This is a genomic window from Sphingopyxis sp., assembly GCF_035998905.1.
Taxonomy (GTDB): domain Bacteria; phylum Pseudomonadota; class Alphaproteobacteria; order Sphingomonadales; family Sphingomonadaceae; genus Sphingopyxis.
This window is the reverse complement of record NZ_DASYHG010000006.1, coordinates 44410-65230: the sequence shown is the minus strand read 5'-3', so window position 1 is coordinate 65230 and position 20821 is coordinate 44410. Positions and strand designations below refer to the sequence as shown.

The window sequence follows — 20821 nt, the reverse complement described above, 5'->3', positions numbered from 1 at the left end:
GGGGTGAAAAAATGACGGTTGAAACAAAAATGTAACGCAAATGACGTGCATCTGTCACGCAAGCGTCATAGCAGCGCCCCGAGCTTGTCACCTTTCGCAACGGAGCAAATCCCTCATGCGCCATGCCCTGACCGCCGCCCTGCTGGCGACGTCGATGTTCAGCCTGCCGACCGCCGCACGCGCACAGGCGATGACGGCCGAAGAGGCTGCGCAACTCCGCGCCGAACTTGCGGCGCTGAAGGCGAAGGTGCAGACGCTCGAAACGCGGCTCGACGCCGCCACGGCGCAGCCGGTGCCTGCATCAGCGCCGATGCCGACGCCGGCACCGCCGTCGGTCACTGCCAAGCCAGCGACCGAAATCAGCTGGAAGGGCGCGCCCGAGGTCAAGACCGCCGACGGCTGGAGCTTCAAGCCGCGCGGGCGCATCCAGCTCGACGTGGCGGGCATCGACGCCCCCGCGGGCGCCACCGGTATCCGCGGCGGCACCGCGACCGAGTTCCGCCGCGTCTATCTCGGCGTCGACGGCAAGATCCCGGGAGGCTTTTCCTATCGCGTCGAGGCCGATATCGCGAACAGCGAGGTCGAACTGACCGATATCTACATGACCTATGGCACCGGGCCGTTTTCGGTCACCGCGGGTCAGATCAAGCCCTTTTGGTCGCTCGACGACATGACGAGCGACTTGTTCACCAGCTTTACCGAGCGCGCGGCCTTTACACAGGCGTTCGGCTTCGAACGGCGCGTCGGCCTGTCAGCGCAATATAAGGGCAAGGCGCTGCTGGTGCAGGGCGGGGTGTTCGGTGACAACGCCCGCGACCTGACCGACAGCAACCACAGCCTCAGCGTCGACGGCCGCGTCGTGTTCATGCCCAAGTTCGGCGACACGCAGCTTCACCTCGGCGCGTCGGCGCACTACCGCGACCCGAACGACCCAGCGGCGACGAACCGTTACCGCGCGCGGCCCTTCGTCCACACGACCGACGTCCGGCTCGTCGATACCGGGTTGCTCGACATCTCGAGCGAGCGCGGTCTTGGCCTCGAAGGCGCGGTGCTCGCCGGGCCGTTCCACGCCGCGGGCGAAGCCTATTGGCAGACGGTCAAGCGCAGTGCGTCGGCCGACCCGACCTTCTTCGGCGGTTATGCCGAGGTCGGCATGGTGCTGACCCCCGGCGACATGCGCGGCTACAAGGATGGTGCGTTCGACCGGCTGAAGCCGTCGGAGCCGATCGACGCCGGCGGGATCGGCGCGATCGAGGTCAATGCGCGCTACGACTATCTCGACCTCAACGATGCGGGCATCGTCGGCGGGCAACAGAAGACCGCACTGATCGGCCTCGTTTGGGCGCCGATCGACTATATCCGGATCACCGCCAATTACGGCAAGGTCTGGGTCGACGATGCGCGCGTCGCGGCGGCGAACGGCGATCGCAACTATTCGGCCGATACCTTCGGGTTGCGCACGCAGGTCGATTTCTGACCCGACGTCCACTGCGTCGAGCTATCAGTGCGCGGTGCTATTCGAAAAGCCGTTCATCACCACCACGCCTGCGATGATGAGCGCCATGCCGACCATGGCGGGCGTGTCGAGCTTCTGCCCCTGGAACACCCACGCGATGGCGGCGATCAGGACGATCCCGACGCCCGACCAGATCGCGTAGGCGATTCCCGTGGGCAGGGTTTTGAGCGTCAGCGACAGGAAATAGAAGGCGATGATATATCCGCCGGCGGTGACTAGCGACGGGACGAGCTTCGTGAAGCCTTCCGACTGTTTCATGAAGCTGGTCGCGATAACCTCTGCAACGATGGCGATGGTAAGATAGATATATTGCACGGGCGTACTCCGTCGTCGGGAGCGACGGGGCGGCGGCTGTCGTTCCAGCGCCTCCCGCCGCAAGGGCTGGTCGGCGCCGTGGCGGAGAAGAACCCGCGGGGGCGGGCGCAGGAGATACCAGCCTGCTACTCTATTCTCGGCAGGCCGGACCTATCCGGCCTGCCGGTGAAATTCAACTTCGACGGGATTTTCGTCAGACGCTCTTGCCCGCATCGAGCGCATATCCCGCCGAGCGCACGGTGCGGATGATGTCGCTCGTGCCCGGCAGGTTGATCGCCTTGCGCAGGCGGCGGATATGGACATCGACGGTCCGCAGTTCGATGTCGCTGTCCTGGCCCCACACGCTGTCGAGCAATTGCCCGCGCGAGAAAACGCGGCCCGGATGCTCCATGAAATGGCGCAGCAGACGGAATTCGGTCGGACCCATCGCGACGGTCTGGCTGCCCCGCACGACCTTGTGCGCGACCGAATCGAGTTCGATGTCGGCATAGGTCAGCATCTCGCCCGCGAGCGCGGGGCGCAGGCGGCGGAGGACGGCCTGGACGCGCGCGACGAGTTCGCGCGGGCTGAACGGCTTGGTGACATAATCGTCGGCGCCGGTTTCGAGTCCGCGGATACGGTCCTCCTCCTCGCCGCGCGCGGTGAGCATGATGATCGGGACGTTCGCCGACTTGGGGTTGCGGCGGAGGCGCCGGCAGACCTCGATGCCGGGCAGGCTCTCGATCATCCAGTCGAGCAGGACGATATCGGGGACGCGTTCCTCGACGAGGACGAGCGCCTGCTCGCCGTCGGGGGTCTGGCGGACCGAAAAGCCTTCGCGTGCGAAATGCCAGACGATGAGCTCGGCGATCGCCTCGTCATCCTCGATCAGCAGCAAATCGGGCTGCGGCATCAGCCTTGCTCCTGCTCCGCGGCGCCATCTTCGGGCTGTTCGCCGCGCTCGCGTTCCTCCATCCGTTCGCCGGTCACGACATAATAGACCATCTCGGCGATGTTCGTCGCATGGTCGCCCATCCGTTCGAGATTCTTCGCGACGAACAGCAGGTGCGCGCTTTCCGAGATATATTTCGGATTTTCCATCATGAAGGTGACGAGCGTGCGGAAGATGCTGTTGTAGAAATCGTCGACATTCTTGTCGCGGACGGTCACCCTTACCGCGAGTTCGGCGTCGCGCGCGGCGAAGCTGTCGAGTGCGTCGTGGATCAATTCCACAACGATATTCGACATCGACATGAGGAGGGGGATCGCCTCGATCGAGCGCGTCTGGTCCATCAGCGCAACGCGTTTCGCGATATTCTTCGCATAGTCGCCGATCCGCTCGACGACCGAGACGATCTTCAATGCCGCGATCATCTCGCGCAGATCGTCGGCCATCGGGGCGCGGAGCGCGATCGTCTGGACCGCGAGCTGTTCGACTTCGGCTTCGAGCGCGTCGATCTTCTTGTCGTCGCGCACGACCTGCGCCGCGAGGTCGAGGTCGCCCTTGCTGAGCGCGGTCATCGCCTGGAGCAGCGCCTGTTCGGCGCGGCCGCCCATCTCGCTGATCAGCCCGCGGAGGCGGTTCAGATCCTCGTCGAAGGCCTTGACCGTATGATCGTTCGTTAGTGCCATCGTTGTCGTCCTGTTGCGCTACGGATCAACCGTAGCGGCCGGTGATATAGTCCTTGGTGCGTTCCTGCTTCGGGTTGGTGAAGATGTCGGTCGTCTTGCCGTACTCTACCAGCGTTCCGAGGTGGAAAAAGGCGGTGCGCTGCGACACGCGGGCCGCCTGCTGCATATTGTGCGTGACGATCACGATCGCATATTTGCCGCGCAGCTCGTGGATCAGCTCCTCGATTTTCGCGGTCGCGATCGGGTCGAGCGCCGAGCAGGGCTCGTCCATCAGGATGACTTCGGGGTCGACCGCGATCGCGCGCGCGATGCACAGGCGCTGCTGCTGGCCGCCCGACAGCGCGGTGCCGCTTTCGCCCAGCCGGTCCTTGACCTCGTCCCACAGGCCGGCGCGCACCAGCGCGCGCTCGACGATGACGTCGAGGTCGGCCTTCGACGGCGCGAGGCCGTGGATGCGCGGGCCGTAACCGACATTGTCATAGATCGACTTGGGGAAGGGGTTCGGTTTCTGGAACACCATGCCAACGCGCGCGCGCAGCTGCACTACGTCCATCGACGGCGCGTAGATATCCTCACCGTCGAGTTCGATCTTGCCGGTCACACGCGCACTCGCGACCGTATCGTTCATCCGGTTCAGCGAGCGCAGGAAGGTCGACTTGCCGCAGCCCGACGGGCCGATGAAGGCGGTGACGAGGTCGGTGCCGACGTCGATCGACACGTCGTTGATCGCCTGTTTCTCGCCATAGAAGACGTTGACGCCGTGCGCCTTCATCTTGGGATCGGCGATGGTAAGATCGTCTTGGGTCATTGGGGTCACCAGCGTTTTTCGAATTTGTTGCGAAGATAGATCGCAAAGGCGTTCATCGACAGCAGCACGATAAGCAGCACGATGATCGCGGCGGAGGTTTTCTCGACAAAGCCCCGGTCGACTTCGTCCGACCAGAGGAAGATCTGCATCGGCAGCACGGTCGAGGGCGAGCAGATGCCGCCCGGAACGTCGCCGATAAAGGCGCGCATGCCGACGAGGAGAAGCGGCGCGGTCTCGCCCAGCGCGCGCGCCATGCCGATGATCGTGCCGGTGAGGATGCCGGGGAGGGCGAGCGGCAGGACGTGGTGGAACACCACCTGCACGGGGCTCGCGCCGACACCCAGCGCGGCGTCGCGGATCGACGGCGGCACCGATTTGATCGCGTTGCGGCTGGCGATCACGATCACCGGCATCGTCATCAGCGCGAGGGTCAAGCCGCCGACGAGCGGGCTCGCCTGGCAGAGGCCGAACCAGTTGATGAACACCGCGAGCGCGAGCAGGCCGAAGATGATCGAGGGCACCGCGGCGAGGTTGTTGATCGACACTTCAATGAGGTCGGTCCAGCGGTTCTTCGGCGCATATTCTTCGAGATAGAGAGCGGCCAGCACCCCGGTCGGGAAGGCGATCAGGAAGGCGATGAAGATCGTCAGCACCGATCCCTTGAGCGCCCCCCAGATGCCCGCGACCGCGGGGTCGGTGGCGTCGGCGTTCTTGAAGAAGGGCCAGTGGATGCCGGTCGACAGCTTGCCGTCCTTCTCCAGCGCATCGACCTTGGCGCCGAGCGCGCCCTTCGCGCCTTCCTTGGCGGCGATGTCGACTTCGGACGCGGCGGGCAGTTCGAATACCGTCTTGCCGTTGAGCAATTCGGGGTCGTCCTTGATCGCGCTGCGCACCTCTTTCCAGGCATTCTCGGAAATCAGCTTCGATCCGTCGGCGCCCAGCGCCTCGTCGGCGGCAAAGGCGACGATGTCGGATAGACCCGCGTTCGCGATCACCTGATCGGCGTCGGCGTCGCCGAGGCGCGCCTTGTCGATCGTCAGCGGCATCGCCTTGAAATCGACGGGCACTTCGACATGCGTGTACATGAAGCCGCGCGCGCCGTTGCCGACCATCACGAAGAGCAGGAAAGCGAGGAAGGCGCCCGAGAGCAGCACCGCGCCCAGCCCCATCAGCTTGAAACGGCGTTCGGCGGCGTAGCGCTTCGCGATGCGCGTCTGCATCACGGAGCCTTTCCAGTCGGTGGGGGCGGTCTGCCTATTCATAAGCTTCACGATACTTTTTGACGATGCGCAGCGCGACGATGTTGAGCAGCAGCGTAACGATGAAGAGGACGAGGCCGAGCGCGAAGGCGGCGAGCGTTTTCGCGCTGTCGAACTCCTGGTCGCCGGTGAGCAGTTTCACGATCTGCGCGGTCACCGTGGTGACGCTGGCAAAGGGGTTGGCGGTCATGTTGGCGGAGAGGCCCGCCGCCATCACCACGATCATCGTTTCGCCGATTGCGCGGCTGACCGCGAGCAATATGCCGCCCATCACGCCCGGAAGCGCGGCGGGGATCAGCACCTGACGGATCGTCTCGTTCGGCGTCGCACCGAGCGCCAGCGATCCGTCGCGCATCGCCTGCGGCACCGCGTTGATGCTGTCGTCGGCCATCGAGGAGACGAAGGGGATGATCATCACGCCCATCACGATACCCGCGGCGAGCGCGCTTTCGGTCGAGGCGTTCGGGATGCCGAGCATCACCGCGAATTCGCGCAGCGCCGGAGCAACCGTCAGCGCGGCGAAATAGCCGTAGACGACGGTCGGCACGCCCGCGAGGATCTCGAGCAAAGGCTTCACCCATTTGCGCACCGCCGGCGCGGCATATTGGGTGAGATAGACCGCGGTCATCATCCCGATCGGGATCGCGACGATCATCGCGATGATCGCACCGATCAAGATCGTGCCCCAGAAGAGCGGGATGCCGCCAAAGGTGTCGGGCTGCGGCGCGCCGCTCGTCGGCGCCCATTCGGTGCCGAAGAGCAGTTCGGCGGGCGAGACGAGGCGGAAGAAGCGGATCGATTCAAACAGCAGCGAGAGCACGATGCCGAAGGTCGTGAGGATCGCGACGAGCGACGCGAGCAGCAGGAACAGCATCACGATCTTTTCGACGCGCGTGCGCGCGCGGAAATCGGGGCGGATGCGCGTGAAGGCGTATAGCCCGCCCGCCAGCGCCAGCGCGAGCATCGCGGCGATGCCGATCCACGCATATTTGTGGCTCGCGTCGGCATAGGGCTTCACGAGCGGCGCAGCGGCGGGCAGCCGCACCGCGGCCTGCTTGCCCTGCGCGACGGCGCGCGCGTCGGACAGGATCGCGCCGCGCTCGAACCCGAATTCGGGCAGGCTCTGCGCCGCCTCGGTCGCGACCACCTGGTTGGTGATCAGCGCGGGCGAGACCGCCGACCAGACCGCGAGGAACAGCGCCGCGGGGGCGAAGAGCCACAGCGCGACGTACCAGCCATGATATTGCGGGCGCGAATGGAGCTTTTCGCCGGCGCGGCCGGCGAGCAGGTTCGACCGCGCACGGCCGGCAAGCCAGCCGATCAGGGCCAAGCCTGCGATCAAAAGCAAAAGGGCGGCGGCGTTGAAGGTCACGTCGCTATGTCCGTCCTCAGAAAGTCGAAAAAGCGGCGGCCGGGAAGGGCGAACCCGCCCCGGCCGCTAGCGGGAGGAAACTTACTTGAGCTCGGCGCCGTTCAGCGCGGTCATCGCCTTGCCGTTCGACGCCGCGAGGTCGGCGATCGCCTTCGGCGACACGATCAGCCCCTTGGCGTTGAGGTAACCGCCGTCGCCCGCGCCCTTCAGGAACTCGGCGACATATTCGGCGAGGCCGGGGACGACGCCGACATGCGCCTTCTTGATATAGATGAACAGCGGGCGCGAGCCGGGGTAGCTGCCGTCGGCGATCGCGGCATAGGTCGGGGCGACGCCCTGCACCGGGACCGCCTTGATCTTGTCCTTGTTGGCATCGAGGTAGCTGAAACCGAAGATGCCGAGGCTCGTCGGGTTCTTGTCGAGCTTCGAGATGATGAGGTTATCATTCTCGCCCTGCTCGACATAATAGGGCGCGCCGCGCAGCGTGGTGCAGGTCGCTTCGTGCTTTTCCTTGTCGCTGTCCTTCAGCGCCTTCATCTCCGCATTGGCGTCGCAGCCCTTGCCGAGGATCAGCTCCTTGAACGCATCGTAAGTGCCGCTCGTCGACGGCGGGCCAAAGACCGAGATCGCGACCGCCGGAAGCGCGGGGTTCACGTCCTTCCACGTCTTCGCGGTGTTCGGCTTGCCATAGGGGTTGGCAGCGAGCGCCTTGTAGACATCTTCTTCCGACAGCTTGAAGCCGGGGCCACGCTGCGCTTCGCCCAATGCGATGCCGTCGATGCCGATCTGGACTTCGACGATGTCCTTCACGCCATTCTTCGCGCAGGTGTCGAATTCCTTCTTCTTGATGCGGCGCGAAGCGTTCGCGATGTCGGGGGTGTCGCCGCCGACGCCCGAGCAGAAGCGTTCGAAACCGCCGCCGGTGCCGGTGCTGTCGATCTTCGGCGTCTTGTTGCCCGTCGCTTCGGCGAACTTCTCGCCGACCGCGGTGGCAAAGGGATAGACGGTCGAGGAGCCGACCGCGCTGATATAATCGCGCGCGCCGCCGCCCGAAGACGCCTGATCCTGGCACGCGGAAAGCGCCAGCGCGCACGTCGCCACACCAGCGATAAGGGCAAATTTCTGCAACATGGAATGATCCTGTCGGGGGTCGTTACCGAACCAAGCCGCCACCCCCGCGGCGACTCGCTGAGGGCCATTTGGGGGTTTTGTGTGACGTGTTTGTGACAGGGAGTGTCATGGAAGTGTCATGCTGCACGTCGTTGCGGGAAATTCAATTGATACCAAGAATCGAGCTGCTGCAGCCTGACGTTGGAAGTTTTGATACTTAAGGCTAGAGTGACCGACTAAACAGTCTTTGGGAGGGGGCATGCAGAAGGTTCTAGCATCGCATATATTTTGGACGGTGGCTCAGATTGAACGCATTGAGGTTCTCATAACAGAATGGAAAAAAGATAAAAAATGGGATGGGGCAGATAAGCTTCCTGCGAAAGATAGGCGCCATATCGCATCTCAATATTCCAATCTGGCAAAGAACGCCGCGGCGATGGGCGCAAAGGTCACTTCTAAATCTGCGGAGTTGGCTGTCAGGGATATGAGGTCGAGAAAGGACCCAGTAGATTATAACAGACTTGCTGAGCTGACGGGCCAAATAAGAAGTGTAATGATTCTAGAGATAAATGATGTTGAGTTCTATTGTCTGAATCCTGGATCTGCGAAGTTTTATGGTTCGGACGAACCCCTTTTTGGACGTGAAGTTGAAGCTCGTATTCCAAAGGCCGCAAATGACATCTCGGAGGCAGGAAAATGTTTCGCAACAGGTCGTTATACAGCTTCGGTATTCCATCTCATGCGTGCCATGGAAGTGGCGGTTCGTGAGCTTGGAGAAGATCTGGGCGTCAAAAACGTGGAGCGGGATTGGGGTATCTTGTTGAGCGAAATAAACAAGAAAATTGAATCAATGCCCAAGGGGGCCGAAAAAAACAACTGGTCGCAGGTCCATGCAAATCTATATCATGTAAAACAAGCCTGGCGCAACGAGACAATGCATCCGAAGGCGACCTACACGGAAGAGGAGGCCAGAGAGGTTTTTGACGCAATGAAAGCGTTCTCGAGACATCTGGCTTCAATGCGCCCCGCTGGTGTCGAAGAGGTAGTTAGAGATACCGAATGATCCTCATCACCGGCCACGTCATCCTCAGCCCCGAGCATCGCGAGCGCATGATCGCGCTCGGTGCCGAACATAGCGCGCGGTCGCGGGCCGAGCCGGGGTGTCTGGCGCATAATTGCCATATCGATGTTGAAAACCCCGACCGGCTGATGTTCGTCGAGGAGTGGGAGAGCGTCGATGCGGTCCGCGCCCATTTTGCGCTGCCCGCCTCGCGCGCCTTCGTCGCCGATATGCGCGCGCTGTCGCCCGCGCCGCCGGTGATCCGCATCCATGCGGCGGAGGACGTCACCGCGAAGCTGATGGGGTAGGGGCTTCCAATCCGTTCCGATCGATGCGTGCGGTCGATTTTTCGCTCGTCATGCCGGACTTGATCCGGCATCCATTCGCGCCGGTGTAGAGGGACCCCGGATCAAGTCCGGGGTGACGAAGTGTGGATGTGCGGGGGGGGCATATGAGCGGGTTCGAATTCATCTTTTCGCTGTTCGGGCTGATCCTCGGCCTCGCGCTCGCCGAGGGGCTCGGCGGGCTCGCGAAGGCGATGAAGGCGAGCCACAAGGTGCGGATCGGCTGGCCGACCGCGCTGCTCGGCCTGTTCGTGTCGGGCGATGTCGTGACCTTCTGGATGTACGGCTGGTGGATGCGCGACCTGTTGCCGCTGAGCTGGCCGGTGCTGTTCGGCGGCTTCCTCGTCACCGCCATCTATTTCATCGCGGCGAGCCTCGTCTTTCCCGACGATCCCGAGGCGTGGGACGACCTCAATGCGCATTTCGACCAGCAGTATCGCAAGGTGCTCGGCGGCATCCTGCTGTGCAATATCGCGCTGCTCGCGACCGTCGCCGCGCTCGCGAAATTCCCCGCGCTCGACGCGCGCAACATCGTGATCACATGGAGCTTCTTCCCCGTCGCGCTGCTCGCGATCGCGGCGAAGGACCGGCGCATCGCCTGCGCGTGCCTCGTCTGGCTGATCGCGCTCTACCCGCTCTCGGCGGTGTGGCACTGACCTATCGCACGGCGGTGGTCTTGGCGACGACGCGCCACCCGGCATCGGTGCGATAGAGCAGCAACTGGTCGATATAGCGGTCGCCGCCGAAGCGGAGTTCATAGGTGATCGCGCTCATCCTCGGCGTCGCATCGACGCGCTCGACCACCCGGCCCGCTGCTGTCGGGTCGGGCGCCGCGACCCAGCCGGGCAGGACTTCGGCGAAGGGGCGGCACGCGGCGGTGGCGGGCGGCGCTTCGGACAAGGTGCAGAATTGTCCTTCGGGAAGGAAGAGGCGCTCGAGTTCGGCAAGGTCGCCGCTGCGCAGCCCGCGCACATAGGCCTGGAGCGCCTGCTCGGGCGACGGGTCGATCGGCGGCAGCGGCCGCGCGGGTACGGGGTCGGCCGGCGCGATGGGCGGCGCAGGCGTGGCGGCCAACGGCGCGAACGCGATGAACTGCATGAACGCGGCAAGGTTGAATGGCATCGCTGGAACTCCCGCCCACCTGTCGGGCGCGCAGCCTAGCCTTTTGTGCGGCGCTTCTCCAGCGGCGGAAAAAGGGAAGGCCCCGAACCGAAGCCCGGGGCCTCCTGTCGGTCTCGCCTTTGCTGTCCGGTCAGCCGCCGGTGGGCGTGGCTGTTGCGGCGGGCTCGGCTGCGGGTGCGGCCGTGGCGGCGGCAGGCGTCAGCACCGCGGCGGGCGCTGCGGGTGCGAGCTGTGCGGTCGGGATGACCACCGCCCCCGCCGGAATGACATAGGCGAGCGGCTCGTTCGTCCGCGCCATCAGATGCTGGCCGACCGGGATGATCGCCGACTTGCCGGTGACGAAGGCGCCGAAGACGCCGACCGCGATCGCCGCCCCGACCGCGGCGCCGGTGTTTCCTTCGCCTTCCTGCCGGTGCATCCCCGCCAGCGGCAGGCGGTGGCCGTTGGGCAAGGTCAGTTCGTTGAAGGTGACCTCCATCTTCGCCGACTTGCCGAACGCGCCCTTGCCGGTGCGCCACGTCACCGTGCCCATGCCGCGCGTGCCCTTCGGGATCACGACGACGCCATTGTGCATCACGTCGAAGACGGTGTGCATCGGCACCGTATGGCCCTCGCGCAATTTCTTGCTGTTCGCCTCGGCATCGGGCGTCAGGATCACTTCGGTATAGGAGGGCAGCATCAGGCCGGGTGCGGGCGCCGCGACGGCAACCGCGGGTGCGACAACCGCCGGCACCGCGGCGGGCGCGGCAGCGGTTTCGGCCGCCGCAGCGGGCTCGGCGGCGGGTGTCGCGGCTTCCTGCGCCTGCACCGAAATCGAAAGCATGGTAAAAGAGGCCGCAAAAGCGGCCGCGCCCCTCAGGTAATTCATCCATTTTCCCCCAAGCCGCAGAGTGCGGCCGGAAGTTACTTGCAAGGCTGTCAGTGCCTTGTCAATCGGGTCCGCAAGAGGCGGCGCGGCAATTACTTCAACAATGGCGCCAGATACTGGCCGGTGAAGCTGCGCTTCTCCTTCACCACTTGCTCGGGCGTCCCCGCGGCGACGATTTCACCGCCCTTGACCCCGCCTTCGGGGCCGAGGTCGAGGATGTAATCGGCGGTCTTGATGACGTCGAGGTTATGCTCGATCACCACGACGCTATTGCCCTGGTCGACGAGCGCCTGCAGCACTTCGAGCAGCTTTCGCACATCCTCGAAATGGAGGCCGGTGGTCGGCTCGTCGAGGATGTAAAGCGTCTGCCCGGTCGAGCGGCGCGACAATTCCTTGGCGAGCTTGACGCGCTGCGCCTCGCCCCCCGACAGCGTCGTCGCCTGCTGCCCCACCTTGATATAGCCGAGGCCCACGCGCACCAGCATCGCCATCTTGTCGCGGATCGCGGGCACCGCCTTGAAGAATTCCGCGGCATCCTCGACCGTCATGTCGAGCACGTCGGCGATGCTGTGGCCCTTGAACTTCACCTCGAGCGTTTCGCGGTTGTAGCGTTTGCCGTGGCACGTCTCGCACGTCACATAGACGTCGGGCAGGAAGTGCATCTCGATCTTGATCAGCCCGTCGCCGGTGCAGGTCTCGCAGCGCCCGCCCTTGACGTTGAAGCTGAAACGCCCGGGCTTGTACCCGCGCGCCTGGCTTTCGGGGAGGCCCGCGAACCAGTCGCGGATGATCGTGAACGCGCCCGTGTACGTCGCGGGGTTCGAGCGCGGGGTGCGGCCGATCGGCGACTGGTCGATGTCGATGACCTTGTCGCAATGCTCCAGCCCTTTGAGGCTGTCGTGCGGCCCCGCGACCATGCGCGCGCCGTTGAGCACGCGCGCCGCGCTGGCATAGAGCGTGTCGATGATGAGGCTCGACTTGCCCGATCCCGACAGGCCGGTGACGCAGGTGAAGGTACCGAGCGGGATTTTCGCGGTGACATTCTGCAGGTTGTTCGCGCGCGCGCCCTTGAGCACGAGATCGAAGCCGTTGCCCTTGCGGCGATGCTTCGGGACCTCGATCTTCTTCGCGCCGGTGAGGTAGGCGGCGGTCAGGCTCTTCGTGTTCGCAAGCACCTGATCGAGTGTGCCCTCGGCGACGATCTCGCCGCCGTGCAGCCCCGCGCCGGGGCCCATGTCGACGACATAGTCGGCGTGGCGGATCGCATCCTCGTCATGCTCGACGACGATCACCGTGTTGCCGAGGTCGCGGAGGCGCTTCAATGTCGCGAGCAGCCGGTCGTTGTCGCGCTGGTGGAGGCCGATGCTCGGTTCGTCGAGCACGTAGAGCACGCCCGACAGGCCGCTGCCGATCTGCGAGGCGAGGCGGATGCGCTGGCTTTCGCCGCCCGACAAGGTGCCGCTGGTGCGGTTGAGGTTGAGATAATCGAGCCCGACATTGTTGAGGAAGCCAAGACGCTCGTTGATCTCTTTCAGGATCGCCTTGGCGATCTGCTTCTGCGTGTCGTTGAGCTTTTCATCGAGCGTGCTGAACCAATTGAGGGCGTCCGCCACCGAGCGCTGCGCCGACATGCTGATGTCCTCGCCCGCGATCTTCACCGCAAGCGGTTCGGGGCGGAGGCGCGCGCCATGGCACGTCTCGCACGGATGCGGCGCCTGATATTTGCTCAGCTCCTCGCGCATCCACGCGCTTTCGGTCTGGAGCAGGCGGCGGTTGAGGTTGCCGATGACGCCCTCGAACGCCTTGTGCGTCGTGTAAGTGCGCTTGCCGTCCTTGAAGGTCAGTTCGACGGGCTTGCCGCCGCTGCCGTAGAGGATGATCAGCTGCACCTCGCCGGGCAGGTCCTGCCAGGGCGTCGTCAGGTCGAAACCATAGGCTTTGCCGAGGCTTTCGAGCACTTGCATATAATAAGGCGAGGGCGGGTTCGATTTCGCCCACGGCACGATCGCGCCCTTTTTCAGGCTGAGCGCATGGTTGGGGACGACGAGGTCGGGGTCGAACTCCTGCCGTTCGCCGAGCCCGTCGCACGCGGGGCAGGCGCCCTGCGGCGCGTTGAAGCTGAACAGCCGCGGTTCGATCTCGGCGATGGTAAAGCCCGACACGGGACAGGCGAATTTTTCCGAGAAGATCAGCCGGTTCGCGGGAATGCCCGCGCCCTTCATCGCGCCGCCCGTGTCCTCTCCCTCGCGCCCCGGTACGGGACTGTCGGCGAGGTCGACATAAGCGAGTCCCTCGGCGAGCTTGAGCGCGGTCTCGAAGCTGTCCGCAAGTCGCGTTTCGAGCCCTTCGCGTACGGCAACGCGGTCGACGACGACCTCGATGTCATGCTTGTATTTCTTGTCGAGCGCCGGCGCGTCGCCGATCTCGTAGAATTCGCCGTCGATGCGGACGCGCGTGAAGCCGTCCTTCTGCCACTGCGCGAGTTCCTTCTTATACTCGCCCTTGCGCCCGCGCACGACGGGAGCGAGGAGGTAAGCGCGCGTCCCCTCGGGCAATTCCATCACGCGGTCGACCATCTGGCTGACCGTCTGCGCCGAAATCGGCTCGCCCGTCGCCGGCGAATAGGGGATGCCGACGCGCGCCCACAAGAGGCGCATATAGTCGTAGATCTCGGTCACCGTCGCGACGGTCGAGCGCGGGTTCCGGCTCGTCGTCTTCTGCTCGATGCTGATCGCCGGCGACAACCCATCGATATGTTCGACGTCGGGCTTCTGCATCATCTCGAGGAACTGGCGCGCGTACGCCGACAGGCTCTCGACATAGCGCCGCTGCCCCTCGGCATAAATGGTGTCGAAGGCGAGCGACGATTTGCCGCTGCCCGACAGGCCGGTGATGACGATCAGCGCGTCGCGCGGCAGGTCGACGTCGACGCCCTTGAGATTATGCTCGCGCGCGCCGCGCACTTTAATGTGGGTGAGACTCATGGGAGAGGTTTGTTCCAGATTTGTTCTAGGGGCGCAAGGGGGCGCATCGCACGCCCGTTAAATGGGATGCGACGCGAAAGGTTGCAATAGCCGCGCCTTTGCGGGAACTCAGTCCTTCTTGCCGACGAACCCGCCGCTGATATCGAAATCGCCGCGTATCTGGCCCTGCGGGCCGTCTTTCGACAGGGTGAAGACCCCTCCCAGTTCGGCGGCATCGGGACCGTAGAAGTTGCCGTTGATCATGTAGCTGTAGTCCGTGTGCAGGCGCCCGCCTGAGAAAGCGTTCCCCGATACAAAGGATTTCATCAGATATTCGCCGAGCTGACGGTTCGTGGCGATGCCGTTGGGATCGGTCGCGAGCAGGTTGACGAGCGTTTCCATGTTGAACGTGCCGAAATCGACGCTGGAGCGTATGGTGCCGCTGATGTTCGCGAGTGGGCCGATCCCGCTGACATAGCCCTTGCCGAACGCAAGCCCGCTATAGCTCGCCGAGCCCGACCGCGGCATTTGCGCGGAGGATGTGGCGCTGCCGAACGGAATAAAATAGCGGTTGGTGAGTGTGCCGCCGCGTCCGTCGGAGCGCTTCAACGTGACGCTCGCAAAACTGCTGTACGAAAGCTGGAGCTGACGGCCGCTGCCCGAAAAACGCATGATCCGCGCCTCGCGCTGTCCGTCTGCGCTGCGATAGGCCGCGAAATCGGCATTGCTGTCCGTTGGGACAAGTTCGGTCCCCGCAAAGGCCGTGTCGATCGATCCGCGAAGGCCCGGATCGATCGACTTGAAAATATAGTCGCCCGACGCCGGATCATATGTGATGTCAATTCCGCGAACGGCTTCGCCGTAGACATAGGGCGGGCTGCCGTCGATCTCCTCGACGAAGCTCGCCTTGCCCAGCAGCGCGGTTTTTTCCGTAAGGTTGGCGAGCGGCGTGGTGCCTGCGATGACACTGTCGTCGCGCTTGCCGTAGAGCGTTCCGCTCATGACATTGCCGTTGGAGGCGGACGCGCCGAACCGGGCGCCGACTTCCTCGCCCGCCGGTCCGAAAAAGCCGCCGTTCCACGCGCCGTTGTAATTCGCCGGGCCGGTGACGCTGAAATCGCCGGCGAAGCTACTCGACGATGCTGCAAGCTGCCCGCTGGCATTGAACGTGCCGTAAACTTCGAAGAAGTTGTCGACGTTTCGTACGTCGCCTTTCGCCGACAACTGACCGGTCGCGAAATCGATCGCGAGCCGTCCCTGGCCGGTGAGAGGTCTGGGCGACTCGGTGGAATTGAGCAGCGTCCCGGCGAGGTTGAGCTGGTAGCCCGCCATTCCCCCGGGAAGAGCGGATCGCGACGTCGGGAAACCGAAAACAAAATCGTCGTAGACGTAGCGGTCGCCGTTGACGGTGACGAAGCGGCCCGCCGCCATATATTTGAGCGGCGCCGTATTGTTGTACTGGAGCCACCCGCTCGATGTCTTCAATAGCGGACCGAGTCCGGCATAGCCGCCGGAGCCGCCTCCGACCACGCCAGACTGATCGGCCGACGTCCGCCGACGAAAAACATTTTCGGGAAGAAAGAAGTTGAGGATGTTCTCGTTCGGGTTGGGATGCGGATTGTAGCCGATCACCAACGCGGATTCGCCTGCAGACACATTGGCCGGCGCACTATTGTCCCCGGTACGATCGAACGCGATGCGGTTCGTTCCGATCGAGAAAAATTCCGGTTTCGAAAGCGTGTCGAAGCTTGCGTTGCCGCCAACGGCGGCCTTCCGGCCCATGATGGTTCCGACAAAAACACTGCCGTCGCCCGGCGAACGTCCGTGGAAGGCTGCTCCCGCTTCCTCGGCGTTGGGGCCGAAAAAATGCCCGGCGAATTGTCCGGCATATTGGTTGGATGACATGAAGCTCGCGAAGTTTCCGGAAAAACCGTTCCCGGTCGACGCCACCGTTCCCGTGCCTTGCCAACTGCCGCCCGAATTGGCCAGCCGGACATCGGCCGCGAGGCGTCCCGACGCGAAGTCGACTTGCATCGCCCCATCGCCCGATACGCTGGTGACCCCGCCCGACAGCGAAAGAGCGCCGAGGAGTCCCAGCTGATAATGGGCCTGGCCCGCTCGCGGCACGGCATTCGCGGCGGTCAGCGCGCCATAGGTCAATGCGTCGATATTGCCCGAAATGCTGGTCGAACCGTTGATCGTGCGCTGCCAGAAAGCGCTGCCGACATACTGATAGGTCAGCTGGCCCGACGTGCCGGCATTGGTCAGCGTCAGGCTGTCTGTGGTCGATCCGCTCGTCTTGAGATAGACAGTTATGGTCGCATTGCTCTGTCCCGGATCGATATTGGCCGGGAGGAATGTCTGTGATCGTCCATTGACGGTAAGCGTATAGCCTTGGGTGGTCGCGTCATAGACGATGCTTGCCGTCACAGGGCCGGCCGAAGCCGTTGGCGGATCGCCCGACAGCGGGAAGCTTGCCGAAGCGGTTGCCGCGCGGTTCGCAAATGTTTCGCTGACCAGTGGAGCGATGAGGTCGGGATTGCTCCCGGTAGGCGCCGGCGTCGGCGTGGGGGTAGGTGTTGGTGTCGGTGTGGGCGTAGGGGTCGGAGTTGGTGTGGGCGTAGGCGTAGGAGTCGGCGTCGGCGTCGGGGTGGGGGTAGGAGTGGGCGTTGGGGTCGGAGGCGTGGGCGTGCTGTTGACGCCGCCGCCTCCACCGCCGCCGCATGCGGACAGCGCAAAAGCCAGAACAAGCGACGACGCAGCTGCCGCGAAGCGGTTTTTCATTTGATCAGGCCCCCCTGTTCCATTTTTCCCGGCAATATATGCTTTAGAAAGCGGACGTTATGCCGAATTCAGCACTGATACGGGAATAATCCCAAATCTCAACGGTCGATCTGTTCTTTTCCCAACCGACTTTCACTGTTGGCGCGAAGCTGCCGATCTTGAGAAAGCGGAAATGGCCGCCGACCGAAGCTTGCAGCCGGTCGTCGACGCGCCGGCGCGGATAGAGAAAGAGCCGCCGATCGGCTTCGAGCCGGCTATAGCCCGCGCTGACGGTCAGCGTCGTTTGCCCCAACTCGCGGAAGAGATAAGCGGTGAGGCCGCCCGAGGTCGTCGAATACCCGGGATCGCGAGCCGCCTCGCGATTGCCGCTGAGCTGGAGGCCGCCGCCGAACTTCGGCGAAAAGGCGCGATCATAGGAAGCGGCGAGCTGGAGGTTCGTTGCATCCTGCAGCGCGTTGCGGCGATTGTCGACGTCGGAAACCCGGCCGTCGACGCGCAAGAGCGCCTTGTCGCCCATCGGATGCTGCCAGGTCGCCCCGACGCCTGCGGAGAAGCTGTAGGGATCGAGCCCGTACCAGCGCCACGTCGCTTCGCCCGATATGTTGATCCGGTCCCTTCCCGACGCATATTCGGGACCCGCCTGGATCGAGAGCGCGATGTCGTCGAACTGCTCGGCGCGATAGAGATTGGCATAGGTCGATGCACGGACAAGCAATTGCGCGCGCTTGTCGATGCCGGTGCGGAAATAGGCCTGTCCACGCAGCGCGAGACCCAGCCCGGACCGCGCCTTCGCATCCTCGTCGAGCGTGAAGTCCCCGATGATCGTACCAAGCGTGTCCGACCGCGTCGCCCGGTTGATATTGCTATCCGGAGCGAAGGCGATCGCGACCGACCCGCCAAAGGGTTTCTGCGCGCGGAGCGCGGCGGCATAAAAGCGGATCTGCTGTTCGACCTCGGGGGGCAGGCCGGCTGCCTGCGCGGAGCGCAATTCGCGTTCGGCCGCGCGCAGGTCGCCGAGCATCGCCTGCATACGGGCGAGTTCGACGCGGACACGCGCGGCGCCGGGCTTTTCGTCGAGGATCTCGCGAAACAGCACCGCCGCGTCACGGTGCCTTCCAAGGTCGTCGGCGAGCATCATCGCGAGCCGGAAGCGCGCTTCGGTGCGAAGCTCGATGTCGGGATTGCCCGCAAGCGCGCGATAGGCGGTTTCCGCGGCCGCGAAATCGCGTGCCGCACGCGCCTGGTCCGCGAAGGCGAAGAGCTGCTCGGCCGAAACGCGAACCGGTTGCGGTGCCGCGTCTGTCGCATTTTCCTGAGCATGGCCGGGAAGGCTGCCAAAGGTTGCGGTCGCCAATACCGCCGACATCCAAATCTTTATTGTTTTGCCCCCCAGCGAACACGGCTGCTGCCGTACTCGCGCCATCGGCATATAAGTATTCGGCGTCAATATCTTCCCCGATCCGCACCGGACAAATCTACCAAAGCGGGATTCCCGTCGACCAATGTCCGCGCCTTCGCTTGACCGTCTCGTGCCCCGGGCAGACAATTCGAATATGGCCGCGATCCCGTCGGGGACGGTGCGCGGAATGTGAGGAGACTGGGGAATGAAGACTTTTTTTGCAGGGGCCGCAGGCCTTGCGATCGCCGCGGCGCTTGCCGTACCCGTGCTCGCCAGCGAAACGACGCTATCCGCGCCCTTGGCCGCGGCCGCCGACGAGGCGGGAGGCGGCGCCGAGGCCGGGTCGCTGAAGGCGCTGACCTTCGGTAAATGGGGTGTCGACCTCGATGCGCGCGATCCGTCGGTGAAACCGGGCGACGATTTCGACAAATATGCCAATGGCGGCTGGTTCGCGCGCACCGAGATTCCGGCCGACCAGGCGTCGGCGGGGGTCGATTACGACGTCTATAACCTGACCCAGCGCCAGCTGCGCGCCGTCGTGTCGGGCGCTCCCGCTACGAGCCAGGTCGGCGGACTCTACCAGAGCTTCATGGATGAGGCGCGCGTCGAAACGCTCGCCGCCAAGCCGTTGCTTGCCGACCTCGGCGCGGTCGCCGCGATCAAGGACAAGAGCGAAATGGCGCGCTTCATGGGCGGCACGCAGGGGGCCTTCGGTTCGACGATCGTCAGCGGCGGCCCCTATGCCGACACCGCCGATCCGACGGTCAACGTCCTTTGGCTGGGACAGGCGGGGATCGGCCTGCCCGAGCGCGACTATTACCTCAACGACAGCTTCAAGCCGCAGCGCGACGCATACCGCGCCTATATCGCGCGGACGATGAAGATGGCGGGCAACGCCGACCCCGAAAAGGCAGCCGATGCGATCATGGCGTTCGAGACCGAAATCGCCAAGGTCAGCTGGGCGATCGCCGACCGCCGCGACATCGGCAAGATCAACAATCCGATGTCGTCGGACGAGCTCGCCGCCTATGCGCCGGGGCTCGACTGGAAGGCGTGGTTCGCGGGAGCCGGTATCGCGCCGCAGAAGCGCATCATCGTCAACGAAAAGACTGCGGTGCGCGACATTGCCGCGCTTTATGCCAAGACGCCGCTCGACACGATCAAGCTGTGGCAGCAATTCCATGTCGCCGATAATGCCGCGCCCTATCTGTCGAAGGCGTTCGTCGACAGCCGCTTCGAATATACGAAAGCGCTGAGCGGGGTGGGCGAACTGCGCCCGCGCTGGAAACGCGGCCTGACGCTCGTCGACGGCAGCCTCGGCGAACTCGTGGGCGAAACCTATTCGAAGCAATATTTCCCCGCGAGCGCGAAGGCGAAGATGGAGGTGCTCGTTGCCAACCTGAAACTGGCGATGGGCGACCGCATTCGGGGCAATAGCTGGATGGCGCCGGCGACGAAGGATGCGGCGCTGGCCAAGCTCGCGAAGATGGACGTGATGGTCGGCTATCCCGACAAGTGGCGCGATTATTCGGGGCTGAAGATCGACCCGGCCGACCTCTACGGCAATGTGAAGCGCAGCGCGGCGTTCGAATATGCCTATGCGCTGTCGGACCTGAACAAGCCCGTCGATCGCAAGAAATGGTCGATGAACCCGCAGGAAGTGAACGCCTATAACGGCGGCCTCGAGAACAAGATCGTGTTCCCCGCGGGTATCCTGCAGGCGCCCTATTTCAGCAAGAGCGTCGACGATGCGGTCAACTATGGCGCGATCGGTGCGGTCATCGGCCACGAGATCACGCATGGCTTCGACGATCAGGGCCGCAAGATCGACGCCGAAGGTGCGGTGCGCGACTGGTGGACGCCCGAGGATGCCGCGCGCTTCGACGCGCAGGCCAAGGCGTTCGGCGCGCAATATGCGACTTATGAGGCGGCGCCGGGGTCGTTCATCAATCCCGACCTGACGATGGGCGAGAATATCGCCGACCTAGCCGGGCTCGAGGTCGCCTATGACGCCTATCGCCGGTCGCTGGGCGGCAAACCCGCGCCGGTGATCGACGGACTGACCGGCGACCAGCGTTTCTTCCTTGCCTTTGCGCAGGCCTGGCGGACCAAGCAGCGCGAGGACGCGATCAAGCAGCAGGTTGCGAGCGACCCGCACAGCCCGGCGCGCTGGCGCATTATCGGACCTGTGCGCAACGTCGATGCGTGGTACAAGGCGTTCAGCGTCGCCGCGGGCGCCAAATATTATCTGAAGCCCGAGGAGCGCACCAGGATCTGGTAGTCCTGAGAC

Annotated in this window: 17 protein-coding genes; 5 read left to right on the top strand and 12 right to left on the bottom strand. The window is 64.0% G+C overall.

Annotated features, from left to right (window positions below; all coding sequences use genetic code 11):
• Positions 1-115 precede the first annotated feature (115 nt).
• Positions 116-1477: an OprO/OprP family phosphate-selective porin gene (locus VGN62_RS00985; RefSeq protein ID WP_327450276.1), complete on the top strand. Its 1362-nt coding sequence runs from the start codon at positions 116-118 to the stop codon at positions 1475-1477.
• A 24-nt stretch (positions 1478-1501) separates the two neighbouring features.
• Here the strand turns inward: VGN62_RS00985 and VGN62_RS00980 are convergent, their stop codons facing one another.
• From VGN62_RS00980 to VGN62_RS00950, 7 genes are all read right to left on the bottom strand, one after another.
• Positions 1502-1831 carry a DMT family transporter gene (locus VGN62_RS00980; RefSeq protein ID WP_327450274.1) on the bottom strand — a complete coding sequence of 110 codons (330 nt, stop codon included), beginning with the start codon at positions 1829-1831 and terminating at the stop codon, positions 1502-1504.
• Positions 1832-2024: 193 nt separating this feature from the next.
• A complete protein-coding gene (gene phoB / locus VGN62_RS00975; RefSeq protein WP_327450272.1) occupies positions 2025-2723 on the bottom strand; it encodes a phosphate regulon transcriptional regulator PhoB in 699 nt (232 codons plus the stop codon).
• Positions 2723-3442, bottom strand: coding sequence for a phosphate signaling complex protein PhoU (gene phoU / locus VGN62_RS00970; protein WP_327450270.1), 720 nt, complete (start codon positions 3440-3442; stop codon positions 2723-2725). Before phoU ends, phoB begins: the two co-directional genes overlap by 1 nt.
• A gap of 25 nt (positions 3443-3467) precedes the next feature.
• On the bottom strand, positions 3468-4250 hold the full coding sequence (gene pstB, locus VGN62_RS00965) for a phosphate ABC transporter ATP-binding protein PstB (protein ID WP_327450268.1): 783 nt from the start codon (positions 4248-4250) through the stop codon (positions 3468-3470).
• A 5-nt stretch (positions 4251-4255) separates the two neighbouring features.
• Positions 4256-5512 carry a phosphate ABC transporter permease PstA gene (pstA, locus tag VGN62_RS00960; protein ID WP_327450266.1) on the bottom strand — a complete coding sequence of 419 codons (1257 nt, stop codon included), beginning with the start codon at positions 5510-5512 and terminating at the stop codon, positions 4256-4258.
• Positions 5505-6881 (bottom strand): phosphate ABC transporter permease subunit PstC, encoded by a 1377-nt coding sequence (gene pstC / locus VGN62_RS00955; RefSeq protein WP_327450264.1) that lies wholly within the window; start codon positions 6879-6881, stop codon positions 5505-5507. The genes pstA and pstC overlap by 8 nt, the downstream gene beginning before the upstream one ends.
• Positions 6882-6962: 81 nt before the next feature.
• Complete coding sequence (locus VGN62_RS00950) at positions 6963-8012, bottom strand: substrate-binding domain-containing protein (protein ID WP_327450262.1); 1050 nt, start codon at positions 8010-8012, stop codon at positions 6963-6965.
• A gap of 238 nt (positions 8013-8250) precedes the next feature.
• Between VGN62_RS00950 and VGN62_RS00945 the strand changes: the two genes are divergently transcribed.
• The 3 genes from VGN62_RS00945 to VGN62_RS00935 all read left to right on the top strand — a co-directional run bounded on the left by VGN62_RS00945 (position 8251) and on the right by VGN62_RS00935 (position 10051).
• Positions 8251-9054, top strand: a complete 804-nt coding sequence (locus VGN62_RS00945; RefSeq protein ID WP_327450260.1) for a HEPN domain-containing protein — start codon at positions 8251-8253, stop codon at positions 9052-9054.
• Complete coding sequence (locus VGN62_RS00940) at positions 9051-9359, top strand: putative quinol monooxygenase (protein WP_327450258.1); 309 nt, start codon at positions 9051-9053, stop codon at positions 9357-9359. The genes VGN62_RS00945 and VGN62_RS00940 overlap by 4 nt, the downstream gene beginning before the upstream one ends.
• 143 nt (positions 9360-9502) lie before the next feature.
• Positions 9503-10051: a hypothetical protein gene (locus VGN62_RS00935; RefSeq protein ID WP_327450255.1), complete on the top strand. Its 549-nt coding sequence runs from the start codon at positions 9503-9505 to the stop codon at positions 10049-10051.
• Between the two features lies 1 nt (position 10052).
• Here VGN62_RS00935 and VGN62_RS00930 read toward each other — a convergent pair whose 3' ends face one another.
• The 5 genes from VGN62_RS00930 to VGN62_RS00910 form a co-directional block, all read right to left on the bottom strand.
• On the bottom strand, positions 10053-10517 hold the full coding sequence (locus VGN62_RS00930) for a nuclear transport factor 2 family protein (protein WP_327450253.1): 465 nt from the start codon (positions 10515-10517) through the stop codon (positions 10053-10055).
• A gap of 130 nt (positions 10518-10647) precedes the next feature.
• The gene (locus VGN62_RS00925) at positions 10648-11385 is read right to left on the bottom strand and encodes a hypothetical protein (protein ID WP_327450251.1); all 738 of its coding nucleotides are present in this window, start codon (positions 11383-11385) and stop codon (positions 10648-10650) included.
• A gap of 92 nt (positions 11386-11477) precedes the next feature.
• The gene (gene uvrA / locus VGN62_RS00920; RefSeq protein ID WP_327450249.1) at positions 11478-14369 is read right to left on the bottom strand and encodes an excinuclease ABC subunit UvrA; all 2892 of its coding nucleotides are present in this window, start codon (positions 14367-14369) and stop codon (positions 11478-11480) included.
• A 108-nt stretch (positions 14370-14477) separates the two neighbouring features.
• Entirely contained in the window at positions 14478-16778 is a 2301-nt protein-coding gene (locus tag VGN62_RS00915; protein WP_327450247.1) for a transferrin-binding protein-like solute binding protein, read from the bottom strand.
• Between the two features lie 397 nt (positions 16779-17175).
• Positions 17176-18498, bottom strand: coding sequence for a porin family protein (locus tag VGN62_RS00910; RefSeq protein WP_327450245.1), 1323 nt, complete (start codon positions 18496-18498; stop codon positions 17176-17178).
• 238 nt (positions 18499-18736) lie between these two features.
• Between VGN62_RS00910 and VGN62_RS00905 the strand changes: the two genes are divergently transcribed.
• Positions 18737-20812 carry a M13 family metallopeptidase gene (locus VGN62_RS00905; RefSeq protein WP_327450243.1) on the top strand — a complete coding sequence of 692 codons (2076 nt, stop codon included), beginning with the start codon at positions 18737-18739 and terminating at the stop codon, positions 20810-20812.
• Positions 20813-20821 lie beyond the last annotated feature (9 nt).